The sequence below is a fragment of the Chryseobacterium sp. DZ-32 genome (assembly GCF_059587025.1).
In genome coordinates, this window is the sequence record NZ_JCAIOM010000018.1 from 107,221 (window position 1) to 113,324 (window position 6,104).

General features: G+C 37.5%; 7 protein-coding genes. 6 read left to right on the forward strand and 1 reads right to left on the reverse strand.

From position 1 onward, the window contains the following. Window positions 1-38 precede the first annotated feature (38 nt). The 4 genes from AC59HC_RS18595 (at window position 39) to AC59HC_RS18610 (ending at window position 1,799) form a co-directional block, all read left to right on the forward strand. Window positions 39-551, forward strand: coding sequence for a DUF421 domain-containing protein (locus AC59HC_RS18595; RefSeq protein WP_202840657.1), 513 nt, complete (start codon window positions 39-41; stop codon window positions 549-551). A 5-nt stretch (window positions 552-556) separates the two neighbouring features. Beyond that, window positions 557-1,048: a GNAT family N-acetyltransferase gene (locus AC59HC_RS18600; protein ID WP_202840655.1), complete on the forward strand. Its 492-nt coding sequence runs from the start codon at window positions 557-559 to the stop codon at window positions 1,046-1,048. Window positions 1,049-1,276: 228 nt separating this feature from the next. Next, window positions 1,277-1,456: a quinol oxidase subunit 4 gene (locus AC59HC_RS18605; RefSeq protein ID WP_343642712.1), complete on the forward strand. Its 180-nt coding sequence runs from the start codon at window positions 1,277-1,279 to the stop codon at window positions 1,454-1,456. 115 nt (window positions 1,457-1,571) lie between these two features. Continuing rightward, the gene (locus AC59HC_RS18610; RefSeq protein WP_171006281.1) at window positions 1,572-1,799 is read left to right on the forward strand and encodes a hypothetical protein; all 228 of its coding nucleotides are present in this window, start codon (window positions 1,572-1,574) and stop codon (window positions 1,797-1,799) included. A 43-nt stretch (window positions 1,800-1,842) separates the two neighbouring features. Here AC59HC_RS18610 and AC59HC_RS18615 read toward each other — a convergent pair whose 3' ends face one another. Then, window positions 1,843-2,157: a DUF4286 family protein gene (locus AC59HC_RS18615; RefSeq protein ID WP_343642716.1), complete on the reverse strand. Its 315-nt coding sequence runs from the start codon at window positions 2,155-2,157 to the stop codon at window positions 1,843-1,845. 149 nt (window positions 2,158-2,306) lie between these two features. Between AC59HC_RS18615 and gyrA the strand changes: the two genes are divergently transcribed. Together gyrA and AC59HC_RS18625 are read left to right on the forward strand one after the other, a co-directional pair. After that, on the forward strand, window positions 2,307-4,901 hold the full coding sequence (gene gyrA / locus AC59HC_RS18620; RefSeq protein WP_496559131.1) for a DNA gyrase subunit A: 2,595 nt from the start codon (window positions 2,307-2,309) through the stop codon (window positions 4,899-4,901). A 30-nt stretch (window positions 4,902-4,931) separates the two neighbouring features. Beyond that, window positions 4,932-5,969, forward strand: a complete 1,038-nt coding sequence (locus tag AC59HC_RS18625) for a tetratricopeptide repeat protein (protein ID WP_446105739.1) — start codon at window positions 4,932-4,934, stop codon at window positions 5,967-5,969. Window positions 5,970-6,104: the final 135 nt, after the last annotated feature.

A 6,104-nucleotide genomic window follows, 5' to 3' on the forward strand; every position in this document is an offset into this window, starting at 1 on the left:
TCACAAAAATCAATACATTTGAGTAGATAAAAAAAATTGTGGATCCTATTCTTAACGTTGCTGTCCGTTCCCTCTGCGTTTACCTTTTCATGGTAATTGCCATCCGGTTATTTGGTAAAAACCAGCTTTCTCAGCTGAATGCAGGGGATGTTGTATTGCTGTTATTAATTTCAAATGCTGTTCAGAATGCAATGGTAGGTCCTGATACCTCTCTTCAGGGAGGAATCGTGGCGGCATTGGTTTTGTTTGTTGCTAATTTCATTGTGAAGAGATTCATGTTTTCCAGCCGCTCCTTTCAGACTTTTATGGAAGATGAGCCGGTTATTCTGATCAAGGATGGAATTGCCGATCAGGCAGCCCTGAATCGGGTAAAGATTACAGAAAGCGAATTGGAAGAAGCGATAAGAGAACACGGAATTGAAAACATTAACAATGTAAAGCTTTCCGTTCTGGAAGTGGATGGAAATATCAGTGTGGTTTCTCAGGACGAAAAAAGCAAGCAGACACACTACTCAAGAATTAAAAGAAAAATCAAAAGAAAATACCATTAAATACGATGAATTACGAATTAAGAGAAATGCTTCCCACTGATGAAGCCAGGGTTCTTGAAATTTTCCGCCAGGGAATAGACGGTGGAATTTCCACTTTTGAAACAGAAGTCCCAACTGCTGAGGCATGGAGCATGGGCTATTTTAACGACTGCCGCTGGGTACTGGAAAATGAAAAAAATGAAGTTGTGGGATGGTGTGCCTTAAAACCGGTGAGCAAAAGAGAATGCTATAAAGGAGTTGCAGAGGTAAGCATTTATTTTGATAACGAATATCAAGGAAAGGGATTGGGTTCCGTATTGCTTAAAAAATTGATTTTGGATAGCGAGGATCACGGATTCTGGACATTACAGACCAATATCTTCTCCGAAAATGAAACTTCTATCAAATTTCATCAGAAAAACGGTTTCAGAATCGTAGGCGTCCGTAAAAAAATCGGAAAACTCAACGGAGAGTGGAAAGATATTATCCTGATGGAAAAAAGAAGTGAAATCGTCTAGAGAACTATAATCGATAATAGATGATTGATAATTGATGATTTTGTTGGTAATATAATTCTCCCTAACAAAATTCCCCATTGACCTGCGAAGCAAAATTGACCATCGACAATAAAAGCCCATCTATTCCAGCCTTAAACCTTAAACCTTAAACTTTGAGCTTTGAACTTTAATTTTTTTAACCTTTGGCATTACCATTGTTATATTAAATAAAGTTGAAAAATAGAAATAATGAAAAATTTGATTAAAATTACAGGAGTTCTTATTGTAACATTCATGTTATCATCTTGTGTGGTGCATGACAATGGACGCCGGGTTAAAACAGTTCCGCCAGGACAGGCTAAAAAAGTGTTTGGAGGAAGTGCAAAAGACTATGCTCCTGGGCAGGTGAAAAAAAGAAGCGGCTATTAACTGGTACAAAAAATAAAAAATTAGCAGTCAGTTTTAACATACATTAGCTTAATTTCAATTTATTTTGGCATTAACATTGATATATTTCGCTATCGAAATTGAAAAAGTGAAAATAATGAAAAGTTTGTTTAAAATGGCTGGGGTAGCTGTGGTAGTTTTAATGCTGTCATCTTGTGTGGTACACGATCATCATGGAAGAAGAATGCCACCGGGTCATGCAAAAAGGTATTATGGCGGAAGTGCAAGGTACTACGCACCAGGACAGGTAAAGAAAGTGTATATTTATGACGATCGCGGGCATCATCACAAAGGTAAAGGCCGTGGTCATGGACATCACAGATAAAAAAGAAAAGCACTGAATTTTTTCAGTGCTTTTTTATGATCTGTTATAATCTCGATTTTTTGGGATTAAGGAAAGTGTTGAAAACCATTACTTCCTGTCCGAACTTTTTCTCAATTCTTTCGGAAATATTTAAAAGTTCACTTTTAATAAAATCTTCCCTTAGTTCATCATTATCAAAAATTAACAGGAGATTATAATTTTTACCTTCGTCGATAAAGTCACTGTGCACCTCAGAAAGAATATATTTGTTAACATCCATAAGGTTTTCAGTCATTAAAACCAGTGTTTCATCAATATAATTTTCCCATTCTTCCAGGTTATCTTTTGTGCAGTGGAAAGTTATACTTAATACGCTCATATTTTTATGAATTTTTAAGATTTTTTGGATAAATTCTACCACAAAAATCGGCTTTTTTTTCGTAAATTAGCCCGTTAATAAAAATTGGAAATAAATAATTTTCAAACTGACAGCTAAGAGTTTGAATATCATTACAATAAAATTTGTTTATGCAAAAAGAAGGAGAAAGACTGATTCCTATCAACATTGTTGATGAAATGAAGTCGTCTTATATCGATTATTCGATGTCCGTTATCGTTTCAAGAGCGTTACCGGATGTAAGAGACGGCTTGAAACCCGTTCATAGAAGAGTACTGTATGGTATGTATGGACTAGGGGTGTTTTCTAATAGAAAATATTTAAAATCTGCGAGAATTGTTGGGGACGTTTTGGGTAAATACCACCCGCACGGAGATTCCTCTGTATACGATGCTATGGTAAGAATGGCTCAGGACTGGAGCTTGCGTTATCCTCAGGTAGACGGACAGGGTAACTTTGGTTCCATGGATGGTGACCCGCCTGCAGCAATGCGTTACACCGAGGCAAGATTGAAAAAAATCTCTGATGAGGTTCTTTCAGATCTGGACAAAGAAACAGTTGATTTCCAGAATAACTTCGACGACAGTTTACAGGAACCGACCGTAATGCCTACTAAAATTCCGAATCTTTTGGTAAATGGTACTTCAGGTATCGCCGTAGGTATGGCAACGAATATGGCGCCTCATAACCTTTCAGAATCTGTAGATGCAATCTGTGCGTATATCGATAATAAAGAAATTACGATTGACGAACTGATGCAGCACATCATTGCACCGGATTTCCCTACAGGTGGTATCATCTACGGATATGACGGAGTAAGAGATGCTTTCCATACAGGAAGAGGTAGAGTCGTTTTAAGAGCTAAAGTTAACTTTGATGAAATCGGAAACAGAAACGCGATTATTGTTACCGAAATCCCTTATCAGGTAAACAAAGCGGAAATGATCGCCAGAACAGCAGAGCTTGTTAAAGACGAAAAAATCCCGGGAATCCACGAAATCAGAGATGAGTCGGATAGAAAAGGACTTCGTATTGTATATGAATTGAAAAACGATGCAATACCGAATGTCGTTCTTAACCTATTATATAAATATACAGCACTTCAGACATCTTTCAGTGTAAACAATATTGCATTGGTACACGGAAGACCAGAGCAGCTGAACCTTAAAGATATCATCCATCACTTTGTAGAGCACAGACACGAGGTCATCGTAAGAAGAACTCAGTATGAGCTTAAGAAAGCAAAAGAGAGAGCACATATTCTTGAAGGATTTATGAAGGTGATCGGAACTCAGGATGCTTTAGACAGAGCAATCTCTATTATCCGTCACAGTGCCAACCCTCAGGCTGCAAAAGAAGGCTTGATCGAAGCTTTTGAACTTTCTGATATTCAGGCTCAGGCAATTCTTGATCTTAGATTAGCCCGTCTTACAGGAATGGAGCTTGATAAGATCCGTGATGAGTACGATGCGATCATGAAAGAAATCGCGAATTTGGAAGACATCCTAGCTAACGAGCCGAGAAGATTCCAGATCATTAAAGAAGAATTAATCGAAATCAAAGAAAAATACGGAGACGAAAGAAGAACTGAAATAGATTACTCAGGAGGAGAAATGTCTATCGAAGATATTATCCCGAACGAATCTGTCGTTCTTACTATTTCTCATGCAGGATACATCAAGAGAACTTCTCTTTCAGAATATAAAATCCAAAGTAGAGGTGGTGTAGGTAATAAAGCGGCAACGACAAGGGATTCCGATTTCCTTGAATATATTGTTTCTGCAACCAACCACCAGTATATGCTGTTCTTCACTGAAAAAGGAAGATGTTACTGGTTAAGAGTATTTGAAATTCCTGAAGGCTCCAAAACGGCAAAAGGAAGAGCAGTACAAAACCTTATCAACATTGAACCGGATGATAAGATCAAAGCATATATCAGAACCAACAACCTTAAGGATTCCGAATATGTAAATCAGATGAGCGTAGTGATGGTAACTAAAAACGGAACCATCAAGAAAACATCGTTGGAAGCATATTCAAGACCAAGAGTAAACGGGGTGAATGCTATCGAAATCAGAGATAATGACCAGCTATTAGGAGCTTACCTTACCAATGGAACTTCTCAGATCATGATTGCCACTAAAAATGGTAAGTGTATCCGTTTCCCTGAGGAGAAAGTAAGAGAAGTAGGTAGAGGATCTATCGGGGTAAGAGGAATCCTGCTTGAAGATGGTGACGAAGCTATTGGTATGATTGTTGTGAACGATGTAGAGAACGAAACAGTACTTGTAGTATCTGAAAAAGGATATGGTAAGAGAACTGCGGTAGAAGACTACAGAATTACCAACAGAGGAGGAAAAGGAGTTATTACGCTTAATATTACTGAAAAAACAGGAAATCTTATTGCTATTCAGAACGTAACAGACGAAGACGGATTGATGATTATCAACAAATCCGGTGTTGCCATCAGAATGGGAATGGATGAAATGAGAGTAATGGGTAGAAATACTCAGGGTGTAAAACTGATCAACCTTAAGAAAAATGACGAAATTGCAGCCATTGCAAAAGTAGAAATGGATAAAGATGTAGAGGAAGATTCTGAAGAACTTGAAGAAACAGAAGAAGGTGTTGTAGGATCGCTATTTGATAACCAGGAAAACGAAGAGGCTCCTCAGGCTGAAAATGAAAATTCTGCAGAGGAAAATGAGAATTCTGATTCCGAATAAATTGTACAATATAAATATAAAATAGTTATTATGAAGAAACTAATTTTAGGAATGGCTATCGTAGCATCTGCTTTTGCTTTTGGGCAGAAAAAAGATGCGGCAGCTTTAAATGCTCAGCTTCAGGAAGCTAATAAAGTGGCTATGGATGCATATAATGCAAAAAACTATGCTGCTGCAGCGCCTAAGTTTATAGAAGTCTACGACTTGTTAAAGGCTAACGGGCAGGATAATAAAATATATATGTATTATGCCGGATTGAGCCACGCATTAGCTAATAACAGTGATCAGTCTATCAAAATATATACAGACCTTATCAATTCCGGATTTACAGGAGTAGAAACTACATACACTGCAAAAGAGAAGAAGACAGGTCAGGTTGTAAATCTTGATAAAGCGACGTGGGAACTGATGAAAAAGAACCCTGATTACAGTGATTTTAAGACAGAACAGACTAAAAGTATAGAGTCTGATTTGTATGAAACTTTGTCTTCATTGCTTTTGAATGCTAAAAAACCAACTGAGGCTCTTACGATTATCGAAAAAGGTTTGGTGAAATTCCCAAACAATGCTAAGCTTAAAGAGGCTCAGACTACAGCATATCTTCAGTCTGGAAATACAGACAAATTTGTTTCAGGATTGAAAGAACAATTGGCTAAAAACCCTAACGATGCTACAAACTGGTATAACCTTGGGGTAATGCAGGCTAAAAACCCGGCTACTGTTAACGATGCTTTGGAAGCGTTCAAAAAAGCTGTTGAGCTGAAGCCTGATTTCTCTGATGCATATCAGAATTTAGTATATACGACTATTGGTGATGATGCTAAAGTAGTAGGAGAGATCAATGCCTTAAGAAAAGACAAGCCGGATGAGGCTTCTAAGCTGATTGATGCAAGAAGAGAAAGATTTGGAAAAGCACTACCATATGCTGAAGGATGGTATAAAGCCAACCCAAAGAGTCTTGATGCGGTTACTGCGTTAAAAGAAATTTACATTGTAACTAAAAACATGGATAAAGTTAAAGAAATGAAAGCTAAAGAAGCTGAACTTACAGCTGCTGGTGCAAAATAATCATTTTTTGACACAACAGATAAAGCCGGAATAGAAATGTTCCGGTTTTTTTTATTGTTGTCTCGTCCTGAAAAAGGTTGACTAAAAAACCATAAAATTAGTCACCCTTATGAATCTAAAAAAACCATCGTCCCC

Bases quoted from the DNA above. Each gene is read 5' to 3' on its own strand.
- AC59HC_RS18605 (WP_343642712.1), top strand. From the start codon at position 1,277: ATGAAAAATTTGATTAAAATTACAGGAGTTCTTATTGTAACATTCATG.
- AC59HC_RS18610 (WP_171006281.1), top strand. From the start codon at position 1,572: ATGAAAAGTTTGTTTAAAATGGCTGGGGTAGCTGTGGTAGTTTTAATG.
- gyrA (WP_496559131.1), top strand. From the start codon at position 2,307: ATGCAAAAAGAAGGAGAAAGACTGATTCCTATCAACATTGTTGATGAA.
- AC59HC_RS18600 (WP_202840655.1), top strand. From the start codon at position 557: ATGAATTACGAATTAAGAGAAATGCTTCCCACTGATGAAGCCAGGGTT.
- AC59HC_RS18625 (WP_446105739.1), top strand. From the start codon at position 4,932: ATGAAGAAACTAATTTTAGGAATGGCTATCGTAGCATCTGCTTTTGCT.
- AC59HC_RS18615 (WP_343642716.1), bottom strand. From the start codon at position 2,157: ATGAGCGTATTAAGTATAACTTTCCACTGCACAAAAGATAACCTGGAA.